The sequence below is a fragment of the Pseudomonas sp. HD6515 genome (assembly GCF_024971855.1).
GTDB lineage: Bacteria > Pseudomonadota > Gammaproteobacteria > Pseudomonadales > Pseudomonadaceae > Aquipseudomonas > Aquipseudomonas alloputida.
Genome location: NZ_CP079827.1, coordinates 898,181 through 913,742 on the forward strand (window position 1 = coordinate 898,181; position 15,562 = coordinate 913,742).

The following is a 15,562-nucleotide window of genomic DNA, read 5'->3' on the forward strand; positions in this document are numbered from 1 at the left end:
TAGTTTTTGGCCGACAATGCTCTACCCTCATCTTTCCCGACCAGCTGCCGATACAGCGATCGGTGGCATCGCCTCGCGCGATTTTTCAATCATTCCAAGGCAGGTCGTGTTGATGCTGCAGTACGGGCAAAAGAGCTTTCTGATCGTCGACGACTTTACCGACTTTCGTACGTCGACCCGTTCCATGTTGCGCGAGTTGGGCGTGCGCGACGTGGACACCGCTGACAGCGGCGAGCAGGCGCTGCGCATGTGCGCGCAGAAGCGCTATGACTTCATCCTGCAGGACTTCCATCTGGGTGATGGCAAGAAGAACGGGCAGCAGGTGCTTGAAGACCTGATCATCGACAAGCACATCAGCCATGAGTGCGTGTTCATCATGGTCACTGCCGAGAGCAGTCAGGCGATTGTCCTTAGCGCCATCGAGCACGAGCCCGATGCCTACCTGACCAAACCGTTCAACCGGGTTGGCCTGGCCCAGCGCGTCGAGAAACTGTTCCAGCGCAAGACGTTGCTGAAGCCGATCCTGCAGGCGCTGGACCGCAACCGTCCGGCCGAAGTACTGGCGGCCTGCGCCGAGCTGTGCAAGAAGGATCCGCGTCTGGCGCCCTTGTGCTTGCGCTACCGGGCCGATGCCCTGCGCAACCTCAACCGTTTCGAGGAACTGGAAAAATTCCTCAAGGCCATCCTGGCCAGCCGTCCGCAGCCGTGGGTATATGCCGCGTTGGGCGCACTGATGCACAAGCGTGGTCAGAATGCCCAGGCCCAGGGTGTATACGAGCAGGCGCTCAAGGCGTTCCCGATCATGCCAGGCCTTTACGATGGCATGGCCGAGGTGCTGGTGGCGCAGGGTGATACCCGGCGCGCGCAGAACTTGCTTGAAGAAGCCGTGCGCCTGTCGCCTTTGTCGGTGCGTCGGCAGTCGACGCTGGGCAAGCTGGCGCTGGAGAATGAAGACTTCGAGAGCGCATCGAAGGCGTTCCGCCATGCGGTGAACCAGGGGCAGAGTTCGCGCTACAAGGATGCCGAAAACAACCTTGGCCTGGTGCAGGCGCTGATGAGCAAGAATGCAGGCTTCGGCCTGGACGCCCGCACCCGGGTCGAGATTAACACCACGCTCAGCGAAGTGGCCAAGGAAAACCCCGAGGACCAAGGCCTGCAGGTGCGTGCGCGGATGATGAAGGCTGCCAGCCTGCAGCAGGCCGGCGACCCGGAAACGGCCGGCAAGCTGACAGAACAGGCGATTCAGCGCCTGGACAAGATGAACCAGTTCTTCTCTGTCGATTCGGCCCTGACTGTCGCTGCGCAACTGCAGGCGATGGGGCAGGAAGCCGCCGCCATCGGCGTGCTGAAGAACTGCGTGGAAAGTTATGGCGATGACCCCAAGGTCATGGAGAAAGTGGGCAAGCTGACGGATGACCCCAGTGTGCTCAACGCCATTACCGAAGCGGTCACCCTCAATCGGCAGGGTGTGCGCAGTTACCAGGGAGGGCAGCTTGGCGAGGCGTTGCAACTGTTCCGAAAGGCATTGGGTTTACAGCCGAAGAACATCAGCATCGCCCTCAATACCGCCCAGGCGCTGCTGCGCATCGGCGGTGACAACCCTCAGCCTGCGATCATGCAGGAGTGCCGCGACGCCTTGACCAGCGTGGCCGGTATCCCTGCCAGCGACAATCGCTATGACCGTTACCGCAAACTGCACATCCGAGTGTTCGGCGCATGAATCAAGACAATCAGGGGCTGGATTTTTCCACGGTGATCGCCTCCACCGTGCACGACCTCAAAAGTTCGTTGTCGGCGCTGATCCAGTCCCACAGCCAGTGGGTGGAACGCTTGCCCGAGGAACTGCGCGGCGGTGCCGAACAGGGGATCATGGAGCATGAATTTCGTCACCTCAACGGCATGCTGGTGCAGTTGCTGGGCTTGTACAAACTGGGTGTGAACCAGTTGCCGGTATGCCCGGACTACCATGAGCTGGATGATTTCATCGAAGCCCAGTTGGCGGCGCACGAGGAAGTACTCAAGCACAACGACATTCTCGCCACCTGGCGTATCGACACCGACAACCCGCTGGGTTTCTTCGACCGCGAACTGGTGGCCTCGGTGATCTCCAACGTTATCACCAACGCCACCCGCTTTGCCGGGCACGCCTTGCTGATCACCATCGAAGAGGCCGATAACCAGTTGGCCATTTGCGTCAATGATGACGGCCCGGGTTATCCAAAGCACATGCTCGAGCGCCAGGAGGAGTACATCCAGGGCATCGACTCGACCAGCGGCAGTACCGGCCTTGGGTTGTATTTTGCGGCGCGGATCGCAGCGTTGCATGAAAGCGGCGGGGTGCGCGGGCGGATCGAGATCTCCAACGGCGGGGCGCTTGGGGGTGGGTTGTTCAGGTTGTTTTTGCCTTGAGGTATTGGGTGCCTGGGCGATCGAGCGCCGCCCGCGCGGCGCATCGCGAGCAAGCTCGCTCCTACATTTGTTTCGGGCCAGTATTGCCTGCACCCTCGCGCGCGACCGCCTTGTTTGTTCCACGCAATATCGAGGTGGGCACCAAGGTGGCGCGCACCTCCGCCTCAGGAATAACTGGCCCGAAACAAATGTAGGAGCGAGCTTGCTCGCGATGCGCCGCGCGGGCGGCGCTCGAGCTCACAGGCGCCACTTCGCTCAAGACATGAACCTCGTGCACCCACCCCATTTTCCTGTCAGGCTCCCAGCAGAACCCAGCTTCACCTGCGAGAACACCATGACCCAAGCCCCGCCTGCTCTCATCCGCGAAACCTTCCCCGTCGGCCCCTTGCAGTGCAACTGCACGCTGATCGGCGACCCCCTGACCAAGAAAGCCATGGTCGTCGACCCGGGTGGTGATGTGGACAAGATCCTTGCCCGCCTGCAGGTCCACGGCCTGACGCTGGTGAGCATCATCCACACCCATGCGCACTTCGACCACTTCCTCGCGTCAGGCAAGCTCAAGGAGCTGACGGGTGCCACGCTGCACCTGCACAAGGACGACCAGATGCTGTGGGACAACCTTGAGATGCAGTGCCAGATGTTCGGCGTACCTTACACCCCGGTACCGGCACCGGACCGCTGGCTGGGTGATGACGAAGAACTGGCCTGCGGCTGCGGTGTGGCGTTGCACACGCCAGGCCATACCCCGGGCTCGATGAGCTTTTGGTTCGCCGACGCCAAGTTGTTGATTGCCGGTGACACCCTGTTCCGCCGGGGGATTGGCCGCACCGATTTGTGGGGTGGCGACCAGCGGGCAATCGTGCGTTCCATCAAGGAGCGGCTGTACCGGCTGGACGAAGAGGCCATCGTGGTGACCGGCCACGGGCCCGACACCCGTTTGGGCGACGAGATGCGGGAAAACCCATTCGTGCGTGCCTGATGGCACATGAAGGCACTTTCATGGAATTTTTCGTTGCCGATGCGTTCCAAGGCTGGCATAGAACCCTTTGGGATCTGCCGCATTTATGAATTTCAGTAGGAGCTTGTCCATGTTCACCATGCGTCGTCTGATTATCGTCGCAACCGCCGCTGCACTGATGACCGGCTGTGCCGGCCAGAACCCCTACGACAACCAGGGTCAGGCGCAGGGCTCCACAGGGATGAGCAAGACCGCCAAGTACGGCGGCCTGGGGGCGCTGGCCGGTGCCATCGCCGGCGCTGCCATCGACCACAACAACCGTGGCAAGGGTGCACTGATCGGTGCTGCCGCTGTGGGTGCCGCTGCAGCCGGTTATGGCTATTACGCCGACAAGCAGGAAGCCGAGCTGCGCGCGCAAATGGCCAATACAGGTGTGGAAGTGCAGCGTCAGGGTGACCAGATCAAGCTGATCATGCCGGGCAACATCACCTTCGCCACCGACTCGGCCAACATCGCCCCAAGCTTCTACTCGCCGCTGAACAACCTGGCTGGCTCGTTCAAGCAATTCAACCAGAACACCATCGAAGTGGTTGGCTTCACCGACAGCACGGGCAGCCGCCAGCACAACATGGACCTGTCCCAGCGCCGTGCGCAGGCGGTCAGTACCTACCTGACTTCGCAGGGTGTGGATGCCTCGCGTATCTCTGTCCGTGGCATGGGCCCGGACCAGCCGATCGCCAGCAATGCTGACGCCAATGGTCGTGCGCAGAACCGCCGTGTGGAAGTGAACCTGAAGCCGATTCCGGGTCAGCAGTATGAGCAGCAAGGTCAGGTTCAGCAGTATCCCTGATTGACCTTCAGGGCTGCTTTGCGGCTCTGTGGGAGCGGGCAATCCCGCTCCCACAAAGCTTGCAAAGAAGCCTCTGCTTTTAGCGCGCCACGCTGGCCTGAATCGCCGTCAGGGCAATGGTATGCACGATATCGTCAACCTGCGCCCCACGCGGCAAGTCGTTCACCGGTTTGCGCAAACCCTGCAGCATCGGCCCCAGGCTGACCCCGTCGGCACTGCGCTGCACCGCCTTGTGGGTCGTATTGCCGGTATTCAGGTCGGGGAACACGAACACCGTGGCGCGCCCGGCCACCGGGCTCGCCGGCGCCAGCTCTCGTGCGATCGCCGGGTTGGCCGCTGCGTCATACTGCAACGGCCCATCGATCAGTAGCTCCTGGGCCGCGTCCTGTGCCAGGCGTGTCGCTTCGCGCACTTTCTCGACTTCTTCATCGCTGGCCGAATCGCTTGAATAACTGATCATCGCCACCCGTGGCGCGATGCCGAAGGCCTGCGCCGATTCGGCACTCTGCTGGGCAATCTCCGCCAGCTCGGCAGCGCTTGGGTGCGGGTTCATCACGCAGTCGCCGTACACCAGTACCTGCTCGGGGAACAGCATGAAGAACACCGACGAGACCAGGCTCGAGCCGGGTGCGGTCTTGATCAGCTGCAGGGCCGGGCGGATGGTGTTGGCCGTGGAGTGCACCAGGCCCGAGACCAGGCCGTCTACTTCGTCCAGGGCCAGCATCATGGTGCCGATCACCACCGGGTCTTCCAGCTGCTGCTCGGCCATCGGTGCGTTGAGGTTCTTGCTTTTGCGCAGCTCGACCATGGGTTCCACGTAGCGCCCGCGAATCAGTTCGGGGTCGAGAATCTCCAGCCCTGGCGGCAACGTGATGCCCTGGGCGCGGGCCACGGCGTCGACGTCTTCGGGTTTGGCCAGCAGCACGCAGCGGGCGATGCCGCGGGCCTGGCAGATGGCTGCGGCCTGCACCAACAGTGGCTCGGCGCCTTCTGGCAGGACGATGCGCTTGTTGGCTTGCTGCGCACGCTGGATCAGCTGGTAGCGGAACACTGCCGGCGACAGGCGCAGTTCGCGCGGCGTGCCGCAGCGTTGGTGCAGCCAGGCCGCGTCGAGGTGGCTGGCGACGAAGTCGGTGATGAACTCGGCACGCTCGCGGTCGTCCACCGGGATTTCGCGGTTCAGCGAGTTGAGCTGGTTGGCGGTGTCGTACGAGCCGGTGCTGACCGAAAGGATCGGCAGGCCGGCCTGCAGTGCACCGCGGCACAGGCCGAGGATGCGCACGTCAGGCTTGCTGTCGCTGGTCAGCAGCAAGCCGGCCAGGGGGACGCCATTGATCGCTGCCAGGCTGACAGCGAGGATGATGTCGTCGCGGTCGCCCGGGGTTACCACCAGGGTACCCGAGGTCAGTAGCGGGACCGTGTTGGCCACCGTGCGTGCACAGATGATGATCTTGCTCATGCGCCGCTGCTCGTAATCGCCGGCATTGAGCACCTGGGCGCCGAGCAGCTCGGCCACATCGCGTGTCCGCGGTGCGTTCAGCTCGGGCTGGTAGGGGATGCAGCCAAGCAGGCGGAAGTCATTGCCACGCAGCAATGGCGAGTGCTCGCGCAGGCGGGTGGCGAAGTCCGCCATGCTCTCGTCGGTACGCACCTTGTTGAGGATCACCCCGAGCACTTTCGGGTCGCGTGGGCCGCCAAACAGTTGGGCCTGCAGTTCGACCCGCCCAGACAGCTCGCTGAGCACTTCGTTTTCCGGGGCCGATACCAGGATTACTTCGGCATCCAGGCTCTTGGCCAGGTGCAGGTTGACCCGTGCTGCGTAGCTGGCGTGGCGTGTGGGCACCATTCCCTCGACCACAACCACGTCATTGCCGACGCAGGCTTGCTGGTAGAGGCGGATGATTTCTTCAAGCAGCTCGTCCAGTTGGCCATCGCCGAGCATGCGCTCGACGTGGGCCAGGCTCAGTGGGACCGGTGGCTTGATGCCGTGGGTGCGGGCGACCAGTTCGGTGGAGCGCTCGGGGCCGGTGTCACCCGGGTGGGGCTGGGCGATAGGCTTGAAGAAGCCGACCTTCAGGCCGGCACGCTCCAAGGTGCGCACCAGGCCCAGGCTGATCGAAGTCAGGCCGACACCAAAGTCGGTCGGCGCAATGAAAAATGTCTGCATGCGTGCTTCTCGAAATAAGCGGTGCAAGAAATTAACGGTCAAGGGTAGCGCTATCGGCCCCTTGTGCGCACCAGCCGCAAGCGAAAGGTTGGCCGATGTGTTGCGCACGTTGTGCCGGGTCGAGCACCCAGGGGCGTGCCTGCCACGGCGGCTGGTGGCGCAGGTGCTGGGTATGGCCGCACGAAAGTTCCACCACCCAGTGGCCTTCTTCGTCCCGATGAAAGCCGTTGATCCGACTGATGGGCCGTTGCTCGTCTGCACCACGTTCGCAATCGGACGATGGCAAGGTTACACTTGTCCGCTCTACATTCTTTTGCAAAAGGTCTTGCCCCATGCTGATCGCCGCCAACAAGGCTGTCTCCATCGACTATACCCTGACCAACGACGCCGGGGAGACCATCGACAGCTCCGCCGGTGGCGCGCCGCTGGTTTACCTGCACGGTGCCGGCAACATCATCCCGGGCCTGGAAAAAGCCCTGGAAGGCAAGCAGGCTGGTGACGAGCTGAACGTTTCCATTGAACCTGAAGAGGCCTACGGCGAGTACCTGGCCGAACTGGTCAGCACCCTGAACCGTAGCCTGTTCGAAGGTGTCGACGAGCTGGAAGTGGGCATGCAGTTCCACGCTTCGGCGCCGGACGGCCAGATGCAGATCGTCACCATCCGCGACATCGACGGCGACGACGTCACCGTTGATGGCAACCACCCGCTGGCCGGTCAGCGCCTGACCTTCCAGGTCAAGGTTGTGAACGTGCGTGACGCCAGCGACGAAGAAATCGCTCACCGTCACATCCACGGTGAAGGTGGCCATCACCACTGATTTTCTGCGCTAAGCTCAGAAAGTCGCCAGGCGCTCGGGCAAGCCGATTTGCCTTCCTACGGGAGGTGAACGGTTTGGACGAGCGCCTTTTTAGTGGGCGAAATTCGCCTGCACGGCAACCGGGAACCTGAGAGGGGATTTCATCATGAGTGCATTTCACGACCTGAAACTGGAAGCGCTGAACGGCGGAGAGCTGCCCCTCGCACCCTTCAAGGGCCAAGTGGTGCTGGTGGTCAACGTTGCCTCCAAATGTGGCCTGACGCCGCAATACAAGGCCCTGGAAAACCTCTACCAGATCTACAAGGACAAGGGCTTCAATGTGCTTGGCCTGCCGTGCAACCAGTTTGCCGGGCAGGAACCGGGTAGCGAAAAGGAAATCCAGGACTTCTGCAGCCTCAACTACGGGGTCAGTTTCCCGCTGGGGAGCAAGCTGGAGGTCAACGGGCCGCAGCGCCATTCGTTGTACCGCCTGCTGGCAGGTGAGGGGGCCGAGTTCCCCGGTGACATTACCTGGAATTTCGAGAAGTTTCTGGTGGGCAAGGATGGCCGGGTGCTGGCGCGTTTCTCGCCGCGCACGGCGCCGGATGACCCAGCGGTGGTGCAGGCCATCGAGAAAGCCCTGGCCTGAAGAGTGCCTGACGTGATGTTTTGGCACCTGTGAGATCGAGTGCCGCGCGGGTGGCGCTGGATCTCACAGGCGCTGCAAAAATTGCGCAGAACGCCCAGCCGTAGCACCAGGTTGCCGGCATGCGCTGTTCAGATACCCCTCGAACTGTTCGACAATCGCCGGCCAGCCCTGACGGCTGGCATGCTGTCGCGCATTCAGGCGCACCCTGCGCAAGGTCTCCACTTCTTCCAGCAACCAGCACGCTGCATCGACAAACGCTGCCTGGTCCCCCGGCATGGCCAGCGCGCCACTGTGGCCATGGCGAATATGCTGCGCGGCGGCCGCCTCGTCATAAGCACCTACCGCCAACCCTGAGGCCATGGCTTCGAGCACCACATTGCCGAAGGTCTCGGTCAGGCTCGGGAACAGGAACAGGTCGCCGCTGGCATAGTGCTCGGCCAGTCGTTCACCGCGCTGGGCGCCGCAAAACACGGCGTCCGGTATCTCTTGTTCAAGCCTGGCGCGCTGAGGCCCGTCGCCGACCATGATCAGGCGCAGGCGCTTCTGTGGATAGGTCGTGCGTAATGCCTCAAAGCAAGGCCTTAGGAGGCCTAGGTTCTTTTCCGCCGCCAGTCGCCCGACATGCAGTACGGCGATATCCTCCGGGCCTAGCCCCCAGCTTTCGCGCAGGGCCTGGCTGCGCCGGGCTGGATTGAACAGGCAGGCATCGACCCCTCGGGCCAGCAGCTCCAGGCGTTCGAAGCCGCGACGCTCCAGCTCCAGGCGCTGGCTGGCACTCGGCACCAAGGTGATTGCCGTGCGCCGATGGAACCAGCGCAAGTAGTGAGTGAGCAGGCGCGCCAGCAGGCCAAGGCCGTACTGGCCGGAATACTGCGGGAAGTTGGTGTGAAAGCCACTGACCACTGCCACCCCCAGGCGTCGGGCCGCGCGTAGGGCGCTGAGCCCCAGCGGCCCCTCGGTGGCGATGTACAGTACATCCGGGCGCTGCCGGCGCCAGCGGCGCAACAGCTTGTGCATCGACACCTCGCCCCACTGCAAACCCGGGTAGCCCGGCAGCGCCCAGCCACGGCACAGCATCAGGTGCGGGTCGTTGTACGCGTGCCCTTCGCCTGCCTGGCGTGGGCGCACCACCTCGACCTCATGGCCGCGTTGGCGCAACCCTTCACTGAGGCGGCCAAGGGTGTTGGCCACGCCATTGATCTCGGGTGGGAAGGTTTCGCTGACCAAGGTAATGCGTAGGGCGGGTGTATTCATGACAAAAAGTTTCCGCCTGCCGGGTTGCGCTAATGTGACCGCCTTGTGACGTAAAGATGACGCCTGACCGCTGGCACGTTTGCCTTCATGAATATTTCCTCGCACAGCACTCAAGAAGGTGTCCCCGGCAGCCGATGAAGATGCATTCGACTACGTGATGCGCTCCAGGAGAGCGGTGATGTTCAACAACAAGCTCAAGCAAGAAATCCGGCAACTGCGCGAAGACCTGATGTCCATCGAACAGGTCAAGAGTAGTCTCGACAGCGAGATGCTGGTGCTGCAGCTCGACCCTCAGGGACGGATCGAGATGGTCAACGGCAACTTCGAGAGCGAGATGCTCTACCGTGCCGAACAATTGCTTGGACGCAATATCGAGGACATCGTCCCCGCCCACGTAAAGTCGCTGGACTTCTACCAGCGCATGAAAAGTGCGATCAGCCGTGGCGAACACCTGAACGGTGCGTTCCGTCTTCTGCGGGGCAATGGTCAGGAAGCCTGGCTGCGCTCGATCCTGCAGCCGGTGAAGAACAGCGAGGGGCGCATCAAGTACTTCACCCTGCATTCCAGCGACCTGACCCGAACCATCGAGACCTCACGCGAGCACGAAAGCCTGATCAAGGCCCTGATGCGCTCTACTGCGGTGATCGAGTTCGACCTCGACGGCATCATTCTCACTGCCAACGATCGTTTCCTGGCCACCGTCGGCTATCGCCTGGAGCAGATTCGCGGTAAGCACCACCGCATGTTCTGCGAACCGCAGGAGGCCAACTCGGCCGGCTACCAAGCGTTCTGGGACCGGCTGCGCCGTGGCGAATATGTTGCCGAGCGCTTCAAGCGCATCGATGCCCATGGCCGGGTGATCTGGCTGGAGGCCTCGTACAACCCGATCTTCGATGCCCACGATGTGCTGTACAAGGTGGTCAAGTTCGCCACCGTGATCACCGATCAGGTCAACCAGGAGCTGGCAGTGGCCGAGGCGGCAGATGTCGCCTACAACACCTCGCTGGGTACCGATGTCAGTGCTCGCAAGGCCACCGAGGTGGTCACCCAGACTGTCACCGTGATGCGTGGACTGGAGGCTTCGATGCAAGAGGCGGCCGACGGGATCCAGGCGCTGGATACCCAGTCGCGGGTGATCGGTTCGATCATCAAGACCATCAGCGACATTGCCGGGCAGACCAACCTGTTGGCCCTTAACGCGGCCATCGAAGCCGCCCGTGCCGGTGAGCAAGGGCGGGGCTTTGCCGTCGTTGCCGACGAAGTGCGCCAACTGGCCTCTCGCACCAGCACCGCCACCGAAGAAATCGCCCGGGTGGTACAGCAGAACGAACAACTGGCGCAGGCGGCAGTGTCGATCATCGACACCAGCAAGCGCCAGGCCGAACAGGGGCTGGCGCTGGCGGATGAGACGGGCAGCGTGATTGTCGAGATCCAGGACGGGGCGAAGCGGGTAGTGGACGTAGTGGGGCAGTTTTCCAGCCGGTTGAGTCTTTGATATGGCTTGGGGTTTGTAATGGCCATGGGATCGAGCTTCGTCTGCGCGGCGCTCGATCTCAAGAACGATAAAAATTTCCAGCCTTACCCACAGCAACAACTGAACAGCTGAACTTCGCCGAGCATGCCGGAAACGAAGTCGCATTTTCCTATAACTGACTCAGAAACCTCCGATCCGAATCCATGATGGGATTTCCCCCTGCACACGTTGTCAGGGAGACACCTCATGTACCTGGATTACCTCGTGCCCTCCTGGCACGAGATCGAGTCACGTGTCATCGCCATGGTGGGCTACCCAAGCGGTGGCCAGTTCCGCACCAGCCTCAATGAAGAGGTCGCCTCACTGGGCCTCAACCTGCGCCGGATCGAAGCTGTCCGCACAGCCTTCTACCACGCCGAATGGCAGGCGGCGCACCTGCTACGCAGCGCTTCGCCGACCTCGACATCAACAGCATCGTCGACGAACTGCTGAGGGTCGTGCAGCAGATGGCGATGATCGTCGTCGGCAGCACCGTTACCGGTGGCCTGCTTGGCGCAGGGGTAGGCGCATTCGCCGGCGTCGCCGGAACCATACCGTTCGCTGGCGCAGGCGCGGCCATGGGCCTCAAGGTCAGTGGTTGGATCCTTGGCGCGCTGGGGCTGGCTTGCATTGCCGAGTTCTTCATCGAGGGCTTGCCCAGAGAGCGAGAAAAAAGGAGCAAGAATTTATCAAGGAAAGATTGAAAAAGAGCTCAGGAAAACCATGGGCCCATTTGAAATGCAACGGGTTGCAATAGAAAAAGCCAGAAACCGGATGTCAATTACAGCAGCACTGCACAATCCGGATCTCGTCGCCGGAGGTAGAGACGTCATATCGGACTTTGGGGACCGCCAGGTTAACTCAGTGATAGGCGCCCAATGGAAAACCAGGATACCCAACTTAAAGAAAACGGCCGAAAGGGTACCCCTGGAGTCCAGAGGCTCAATCCGCATGAATGTCAAATTACATAAGTGCTAAGTGAGACGGTTGAAATGGATAAAGTATTTGCCAATTTGATTGAGAATTTCGGTCCGCCGATTGAGCGCCGGGAAGTACCTGGCTCCACAATCGAAAGATACAGAGACAAGCTTCCTCCCAAGCTTTTGGAATATTGGTCCGAGCATGGGTGGGGGGGCTACGGTGAGGGCATATTCTGGCTAGTCAATCCGCAAGAATATGACTCCGTAGTTTCCTGCTGGATTGCAGGCACGGCACTTGCTTCGTACGACAGCTATCATTTGGTTGCAAGAAGTGCCTTCGGAGACTTGTATCTTTGGGGAGAAAAAACTGGATTTTCATTGGAAATAACAAGCGTTGGGTCTCAGTACATATTTTATCGAACTGAATTCACAAAGGAACAACTAAATACTGAGCTTCAAGGCTTTATTTTGTCAAGAGAAGTGGAGTCAATGGATTTCAATGGTCTCTTCAATCCCGCCAAGGAAAAACTGGGTAGGCTTAAACATGACGAGATGTACGGCTTTTTCCCCGCGCTCATGCTGGGCGGGGCAGACTCCCTGCAACATCTTAGAAAAGTCAGCGCTGTTGAACACTTGATCTTTCTGGCGCAATTGACAGATTTTCAACCTTACTCCTTTTCCGAGCAGCCAGATTAATGCCGCAGTCAACCGCCAGGCTGAGCAAAGGCTGGCGCTGGCCGACGAGACTGGCAGCGTGATTATAGGGATTCAGGACGGGGCGCAGCCGGTGGTGGATGTGGTGGGGCAGTTTTGCAGCCAGTGGGGCAGTGAACCAGGCCAGGCACGCTCTGCTTTTTTGTGGGAGCGGCCTTGTGTCGCGATAGGGCCGCAGAGCGGCCCCAGATTTCAGCGCCACTGCACAGATTGCCGGGGCCGCTTTGCGGCCCTATCGCGACACAAGGCCGCTCCCACAGGGGCCCGCGCCATTCATGTCAATCGCACACGGCCCAGGAATCAGCTCCGCTCCCGCACCCAGAACAACGTAGCCCCGGCCACTGCCGCCGGCATCATCAGCACGTTCACGCCTGGAATCATCAGCGCCAGGTAGGTGATGCCGCCAAAGCCCAGGCTCTGCCAGCGCTTCTGCCGCAGCCAGGCGAGCATGTCCTGCCAGCTCATCTTGTTGTTGTCCGCCGGGTAGTCGATGTACTGGATGGCCATCATCCACACGCCAAAGATCAGCCACAGCGGCGCAGCCACCACGTTGACCACCGGGATCAGCGACAGGATGAACAGGCCGATGGCGCGTGGCAGGAAGTAGCCCAGCTTGCGCATTTCGCGGCTGAAGGTGCGCGGTACCATGGCTGCCAGCTCGCCCCAGCTGAAGGCTGGGAAGGTGTCTTCGCCACGCACTACCACCTCGACCTTTTCCGCCAGAAAACCGTTGAACGGCGCGGCAATGATGTTGGCCACCAAGGTGAAGGTGAAGAACACCATCAGCACCAGCAAGGCAACGAACAGCGGCCAGAGGATGTAGCTGAGGAAGCTCAGCCAGTCAGGCAGCGTGGGCATCAGGGCATCGAGCCACAGGCCGAACTGGTGGCCGGCGAAGTAGATCAGGCCACCGAACAGCAACAGGTTGACCGCCAGAGGCAGCAGCACGAACAACCGCAGGTTGGGGCTCAGCACCAGTTTCAGGCCTTCGCGCAGGTATTGGGGGCCAGAGAGGACAGGGGCTTGCATCTAGATACTCCGCAGAGAAGGAAAACGCGCTGACCTTACCGAGTTTGCCGCGCCGACGAAAGGCACGCCGTGGGCGGGAAACGGGATGTAACAAAAGCGCCCGGGGCTTGTTTATCGATGAAATCGCAGCATAGGCGATGCCTATGAGGTGGATTGTCTAAGGATATTTCCTTAATCTTTGCGACCTCGCTACAGTGCGCTCAACTTTTCGCTTTGCGGGCCTGCGCGTTTTAGCCTTCCCCAAGTGCTGCGTGGGTCCTTTTTAATTTCTTGGCTGGCGCAGCCGGTACACCGATGCCGGCCCTGCGGCCCGCTCGACAGGAGTTCGACATGTCTGAAGTACGTCATTCGCGCGTCATCATTCTCGGTTCCGGCCCTGCCGGTTACAGCGCTGCGGTGTATGCCGCCCGTGCCAACCTCAAGCCGCTGCTGATCACCGGCATGCAGGCGGGTGGCCAGCTGACCACCACCACCGAAGTCGACAACTGGCCGGGCGACCCCCACGGCCTGACCGGCCCGGCTCTGATGCAGCGTATGCAAGAGCACGCCGAGCGTTTTGAAACCGAAATCGTCTTCGACCACATCAACGCTGTCGACCTGGCCAACAAGCCGTTCACCCTGCAGGGTGACAGCGGCAAGTACACCTGTGATGCGCTGATCATCGCCACTGGCGCCAGCGCTCGCTACCTGGGCCTGCCGTCGGAAGAAACCTTCATGGGCAAGGGTGTTTCGGCCTGTGCCACCTGTGACGGTTTCTTCTACCGCAACAAGCCGGTCGCCGTGGTCGGTGGTGGTAACACTGCCGTGGAAGAGGCACTGTACCTGGCCAACATCGCCAGCAAGGTGACCCTGGTACACCGTCGCGAAACCTTCCGCGCCGAGAAGATCCTGGTCGACAAGCTGAACGCCCGTGTGGCCGAAGGCAAGATCGAGCTCAAGCTCAACGCCACCCTGGACGAAGTGCTGGGTGACAACATGGGTGTAACCGGTGCGCGCCTGAAGAACAACGACGGCAGCAGCGACGAAATCAAGGTCGACGGCGTGTTCATCGCCATTGGCCACACCCCGAACACTTCGCTGTTCGAAGGCCAGCTGACCCTGAAAGACGGCTACCTGGTAGTCAACGGCGGCCGCGAAGGCAACGCCACCGCGACCAACGTCGAGGGTGTGTTTGCCGCTGGCGACGTGGCTGACCACGTTTACCGCCAGGCCATCACGTCGGCCGGTGCGGGCTGCATGGCGGCGCTGGATGTCGAGCGCTACCTGGACGGTTTGGCCAACGCCTCGTCCTGATCTGAGAAAAAGGGGGGCAAAGCGCCCCCAATAAAAAACCGGCCAAGCGCCGGTTTTTTATGGTCTGCAATCAGCTCACAGGCTCAGTCGCATCGACAGGTCCACCGCTTTCACATCCTTGGTCATGGCGCCAATCGAGATGTAGTCCACCCCCGTCTCGGCAATCACCCGCAGGGTCGTTTCGTTGACCCCGCCGCTGGCTTCAAGTTTGGCTTTGCCAGCGGTAATGCGCACGGCTTCGCGCATTTCGTCCAGGCTCAGCTCGTCGAGCATGATGATGTCCGCGCCAGCGGCCAGCGCCTGGCGCAGTTCGTCCAGGCTTTCGACCTCGATTTCCACCGGCTTGCCCGGCGCAATGCGGTGTGCTGCGGCCACCGCCTCGGCTACGCCGCCGCTGGCGGCGATGTGGTTTTCCTTGATCAGGAAGGCGTCGTACAGGCCTATGCGGTGGTTGTCGCACCCACCGCAGGTCACTGCGTATTTTTGCGCCAGGCGCAGGCCCGGCAGGGTTTTGCGGGTGTCCAGCAGGCGCACCTGAGTGCCTGCAACCAAGTCGGCGAGGAAGCGCGCACGGGTGGCGACCCCCGACAGCATCTGCAGGAAGTTCAGTGCGCTGCGCTCCCCACTGAGCAGCGAACGGGCCGGGCCTTCCAGGTGGAACAACGGCTGATTGGCAGTGGCCTGCTCACCGTCGGCCACCTGCCAGTGCACAGCAACGCGCGGGTCGAGCTGGCGGAATACGGCATCGACCCAAGCGGTACCGGCGACCACGCAGTTTTCACGGGTGATGATGGTCGCTTTGGCCAGGCGCTCGGCCGGAATCAGTTGCGCGGTGATATCGCCACTGCCGATGTCCTCCAACAGCGCGCGGCGCACGTTGGCTTCAATTTCAGCGGTCAGGTCGGCAAGGCGTAGGTTCGGCATGGTCGGCTCCACAAGCTAGGTGCCCGCGATTATAGGGCAGGGGGCCGGTGTGTACAGCCGCCTTGGCGCTGACCTTTGGTCGGGC

At 61.4% G+C, this 15,562-nt stretch carries 16 protein-coding genes and 2 pseudogenes; 13 read left to right on the forward strand and 5 right to left on the reverse strand.

Features of this window, described 5'->3' with window-relative positions:
• Positions 1 to 112: 112 nt before the first annotated feature.
• The 4 genes from KW568_RS04280 (at position 113) to KW568_RS04295 (ending at position 4,217) form a co-directional block, all read left to right on the forward strand.
• Positions 113 to 1,720 (forward strand): tetratricopeptide repeat-containing response regulator, encoded by a 1,608-nt coding sequence (locus tag KW568_RS04280; protein ID WP_003247330.1) that lies wholly within the window; start codon positions 113 to 115, stop codon positions 1,718 to 1,720.
• Complete coding sequence (locus tag KW568_RS04285) at positions 1,717 to 2,409, forward strand: sensor histidine kinase KdpD (protein WP_003247329.1); 693 nt, start codon at positions 1,717 to 1,719, stop codon at positions 2,407 to 2,409. The genes KW568_RS04280 and KW568_RS04285 overlap by 4 nt, the downstream gene beginning before the upstream one ends.
• Before the next feature lie 334 nt (positions 2,410 to 2,743).
• Positions 2,744 to 3,388: an MBL fold metallo-hydrolase gene (locus KW568_RS04290; protein WP_004575872.1), complete on the forward strand. Its 645-nt coding sequence runs from the start codon at positions 2,744 to 2,746 to the stop codon at positions 3,386 to 3,388.
• A 109-nt stretch (positions 3,389 to 3,497) separates the two neighbouring features.
• Positions 3,498 to 4,217 carry an OmpA family protein gene (locus KW568_RS04295; RefSeq protein WP_003247328.1) on the forward strand — a complete coding sequence of 240 codons (720 nt, stop codon included), beginning with the start codon at positions 3,498 to 3,500 and terminating at the stop codon, positions 4,215 to 4,217.
• Between the two features lie 79 nt (positions 4,218 to 4,296).
• On the opposite strand, the gene pta is transcribed toward KW568_RS04295, so the two are convergent.
• A complete protein-coding gene (gene pta / locus KW568_RS04300; protein ID WP_003247327.1) occupies positions 4,297 to 6,384 on the reverse strand; it encodes a phosphate acetyltransferase in 2,088 nt (695 codons plus the stop codon).
• A gap of 31 nt (positions 6,385 to 6,415) precedes the next feature.
• Positions 6,416 to 6,718 carry a DUF3565 domain-containing protein gene (locus KW568_RS04305; RefSeq protein WP_060545828.1) on the reverse strand — a complete coding sequence of 101 codons (303 nt, stop codon included), beginning with the start codon at positions 6,716 to 6,718 and terminating at the stop codon, positions 6,416 to 6,418.
• On the opposite strand from KW568_RS04305, the gene KW568_RS04310 reads away from it, so the two are divergent.
• Positions 6,717 to 7,202, forward strand: a complete 486-nt coding sequence (locus tag KW568_RS04310) for a peptidylprolyl isomerase (RefSeq protein ID WP_003247325.1) — start codon at positions 6,717 to 6,719, stop codon at positions 7,200 to 7,202. The two genes, KW568_RS04305 and KW568_RS04310, sit on opposite strands and share 2 nt — an antisense overlap.
• Positions 7,203 to 7,347: 145 nt before the next feature.
• Entirely contained in the window at positions 7,348 to 7,830 is a 483-nt protein-coding gene (locus KW568_RS04315) for a glutathione peroxidase (protein WP_004575870.1), read from the forward strand.
• Between the two features lie 63 nt (positions 7,831 to 7,893).
• On the opposite strand, the gene KW568_RS04320 is transcribed toward KW568_RS04315, so the two are convergent.
• Positions 7,894 to 9,084, reverse strand: a complete 1,191-nt coding sequence (locus KW568_RS04320) for a glycosyltransferase family 1 protein (RefSeq protein WP_004575869.1) — start codon at positions 9,082 to 9,084, stop codon at positions 7,894 to 7,896.
• A 307-nt stretch (positions 9,085 to 9,391) separates the two neighbouring features.
• On the opposite strand from KW568_RS04320, the pseudogene KW568_RS31025 reads away from it, so the two are divergent.
• From KW568_RS31025 to KW568_RS04335, 6 genes and pseudogenes are all read left to right on the forward strand, one after another.
• A pseudogene (locus tag KW568_RS31025) lies at positions 9,392 to 9,985 on the forward strand (PAS domain-containing protein); the annotation flags it as partial.
• Positions 9,986 to 10,165: 180 nt separating this feature from the next.
• Positions 10,166 to 10,579: pseudogene (locus KW568_RS31030) on the forward strand (methyl-accepting chemotaxis protein); the annotation flags it as partial.
• Positions 10,580 to 10,804: 225 nt separating this feature from the next.
• On the forward strand, positions 10,805 to 11,050 hold the full coding sequence (locus KW568_RS31035) for a hypothetical protein (RefSeq protein ID WP_050562520.1): 246 nt from the start codon (positions 10,805 to 10,807) through the stop codon (positions 11,048 to 11,050).
• On the forward strand, positions 10,978 to 11,301 hold the full coding sequence (locus KW568_RS31040) for a DUF6861 domain-containing protein (protein ID WP_409077984.1): 324 nt from the start codon (positions 10,978 to 10,980) through the stop codon (positions 11,299 to 11,301). The genes KW568_RS31035 and KW568_RS31040 overlap by 73 nt, the downstream gene beginning before the upstream one ends.
• A gap of 34 nt (positions 11,302 to 11,335) precedes the next feature.
• On the forward strand, positions 11,336 to 11,575 hold the full coding sequence (locus tag KW568_RS31045) for a polymorphic toxin type 15 domain-containing protein (protein ID WP_409077987.1): 240 nt from the start codon (positions 11,336 to 11,338) through the stop codon (positions 11,573 to 11,575).
• Positions 11,576 to 11,589: 14 nt separating this feature from the next.
• The gene (locus KW568_RS04335; protein WP_004575867.1) at positions 11,590 to 12,213 is read left to right on the forward strand and encodes a GAD-like domain-containing protein; all 624 of its coding nucleotides are present in this window, start codon (positions 11,590 to 11,592) and stop codon (positions 12,211 to 12,213) included.
• A gap of 318 nt (positions 12,214 to 12,531) precedes the next feature.
• Here the strand turns inward: KW568_RS04335 and cysZ are convergent, their stop codons facing one another.
• A complete protein-coding gene (cysZ, locus tag KW568_RS04340) occupies positions 12,532 to 13,260 on the reverse strand; it encodes a sulfate transporter CysZ (protein ID WP_004575866.1) in 729 nt (242 codons plus the stop codon).
• 330 nt (positions 13,261 to 13,590) lie between these two features.
• On the opposite strand from cysZ, the gene trxB reads away from it, so the two are divergent.
• Positions 13,591 to 14,553, forward strand: a complete 963-nt coding sequence (gene trxB, locus KW568_RS04345; protein WP_004575865.1) for a thioredoxin-disulfide reductase — start codon at positions 13,591 to 13,593, stop codon at positions 14,551 to 14,553.
• Between the two features lie 75 nt (positions 14,554 to 14,628).
• Here the strand turns inward: trxB and nadC are convergent, their stop codons facing one another.
• Entirely contained in the window at positions 14,629 to 15,477 is an 849-nt protein-coding gene (gene nadC, locus KW568_RS04350; RefSeq protein ID WP_004575864.1) for a carboxylating nicotinate-nucleotide diphosphorylase, read from the reverse strand.
• Between the last annotated feature and the right edge of the window lie 85 nt (positions 15,478 to 15,562).

Bases quoted from the DNA above. Each gene is read 5' to 3' on its own strand.
- KW568_RS04295 (WP_003247328.1), top strand. From the start codon at position 3,498: ATGTTCACCATGCGTCGTCTGATTATCGTCGCAACCGCCGCTGCACTG.
- KW568_RS31045 (WP_409077987.1), top strand. From the start codon at position 11,336: ATGCAACGGGTTGCAATAGAAAAAGCCAGAAACCGGATGTCAATTACA.
- KW568_RS04285 (WP_003247329.1), top strand. From the start codon at position 1,717: ATGAATCAAGACAATCAGGGGCTGGATTTTTCCACGGTGATCGCCTCC.
- cysZ (WP_004575866.1), bottom strand. From the start codon at position 13,260: ATGCAAGCCCCTGTCCTCTCTGGCCCCCAATACCTGCGCGAAGGCCTG.
- nadC (WP_004575864.1), bottom strand. From the start codon at position 15,477: ATGCCGAACCTACGCCTTGCCGACCTGACCGCTGAAATTGAAGCCAAC.
- KW568_RS04280 (WP_003247330.1), top strand. From the start codon at position 113: ATGCTGCAGTACGGGCAAAAGAGCTTTCTGATCGTCGACGACTTTACC.
- KW568_RS04335 (WP_004575867.1), top strand. From the start codon at position 11,590: ATGGATAAAGTATTTGCCAATTTGATTGAGAATTTCGGTCCGCCGATT.
- pta (WP_003247327.1), bottom strand. From the start codon at position 6,384: ATGCAGACATTTTTCATTGCGCCGACCGACTTTGGTGTCGGCCTGACT.
- trxB (WP_004575865.1), top strand. From the start codon at position 13,591: ATGTCTGAAGTACGTCATTCGCGCGTCATCATTCTCGGTTCCGGCCCT.
- KW568_RS31040 (WP_409077984.1), top strand. From the start codon at position 10,978: ATGGCAGGCGGCGCACCTGCTACGCAGCGCTTCGCCGACCTCGACATC.
- KW568_RS04315 (WP_004575870.1), top strand. From the start codon at position 7,348: ATGAGTGCATTTCACGACCTGAAACTGGAAGCGCTGAACGGCGGAGAG.
- KW568_RS31035 (WP_050562520.1), top strand. From the start codon at position 10,805: ATGTACCTGGATTACCTCGTGCCCTCCTGGCACGAGATCGAGTCACGT.
- KW568_RS04310 (WP_003247325.1), top strand. From the start codon at position 6,717: ATGCTGATCGCCGCCAACAAGGCTGTCTCCATCGACTATACCCTGACC.
- KW568_RS04305 (WP_060545828.1), bottom strand. From the start codon at position 6,718: ATGGGGCAAGACCTTTTGCAAAAGAATGTAGAGCGGACAAGTGTAACC.
- KW568_RS04320 (WP_004575869.1), bottom strand. From the start codon at position 9,084: ATGAATACACCCGCCCTACGCATTACCTTGGTCAGCGAAACCTTCCCA.
- KW568_RS04290 (WP_004575872.1), top strand. From the start codon at position 2,744: ATGACCCAAGCCCCGCCTGCTCTCATCCGCGAAACCTTCCCCGTCGGC.